A 1252-nucleotide genomic window follows, 5' to 3' on the forward strand; every position below is an offset into this window, starting at 1 on the left:
CTTGGGTTCTAGGAGTCGTCGCAACACCCCAGTTCAAGGGGTGCGATGGAGTTCGAGATCCGCAAGGTGCGGTCGGTGGCCCAAGGCCCGAGGAAGCTGGTCCGTGAGCGGGAGGAATACTTCCGGCTCATGGACCAGGGCCTGAGCAGTTCCGAGGCTTGCAGACGCGTCGGGATCAACCTGCGGACGGGCAAGCGGTGGCGTAACGGCCGCAACCCCTCAGGCAAGCAGAAGGCGGCACCACCGGTTCGTCCGGTGGCGCCGCCTTCTGGTGCGTCCCGGTACTTGTGTGAGGCCGACCGGATCCACATCGCCGACCGCGTGCGGGAGAAGGCCACCGTCCGGGCGATCGCCGCCGAGCTGGGCCGCAGCCCCTCCACGGTCAGCCGGGAGATCCGCCGCAACCGGCATCCCGTAAACGGGCAGTACCGGCCGCACGCGGCCCAAGCCCGAGCCGACGGGCGCCGGCCACGCCCCAAGCCACGCAAGATCAGCCAGAACCCCGAGCTGCGGGCCGCGGTCCAGGCCGGGCTGGACGAACTGTGGAGCCCCGAGCAGATCTGCCACGCTCTGCGGGCACAGTTCCCGAACCGGCCGGAGATGCACGTGGTCCACGAAACCGTCTACCAGGCCCTCTACCTGCAAGGACGCGGCGAACTACGGCGAGAACTCGCCAGCGCCCTGCGGACCGGACGCGCCCGCCGCAAACCTCATCGCCAGACCCAGCAGCGTCAGCCCCGCTTCGCCGAGCCCATGGTCATGATCAGCGAACGCCCGGCCGAGGCCGAGGACCGGGCCGTGCCCGGGCACTGGGAAGGCGACCTCATCATCGGCAAGGACAACGGCTCCGCGATCGGAACCCTCGTCGAACGCGCCACCCGCTACGTCATGCTCCTGCACCTGCCGAACGGCCGCGGCGCCGAAGCCGTCCGCGACGCCCTCCAGGAGACCGTGCAACGGCTGCCAGCCCATCTGAAACGGTCCCTGACCTGGGACCAGGGCTCGGAGATGGGCCGCCATCACGAGTTCACCATCGCCACCGACGTCCCGGTCTACTTCTGCGACCCGGCCAGCCCCTGGCAGCGCGGCTCGAACGAGAACACCAACGGCCTGCTCCGCCAATACTTCCCCAAGGGCACCGACCTGACCGTCCACACCCGCGACCACCTCGACACCGTCGCTGCCCAACTCAACGGCCGCCCACGCAAAACGCTCGGCTGGGAAACCCCAGCCGAGCGCCTGCATAAACTGC

At 69.2% G+C, this 1252-nt stretch carries 1 protein-coding gene; it reads left to right on the plus strand.

Annotated features, from left to right (window positions below; all coding sequences use genetic code 11):
- Positions 1-45: 45 nt before the first annotated feature.
- On the plus strand, positions 46-1252 hold a 1207-nt coding region (locus ABZY31_RS31270; protein WP_356417081.1), incomplete at its 3' end, for an IS30 family transposase.

The organism is Streptomyces sp. NPDC006529 (genome assembly GCF_040611795.1).
Lineage (GTDB): Bacteria > Actinomycetota > Actinomycetes > Streptomycetales > Streptomycetaceae > Streptomyces.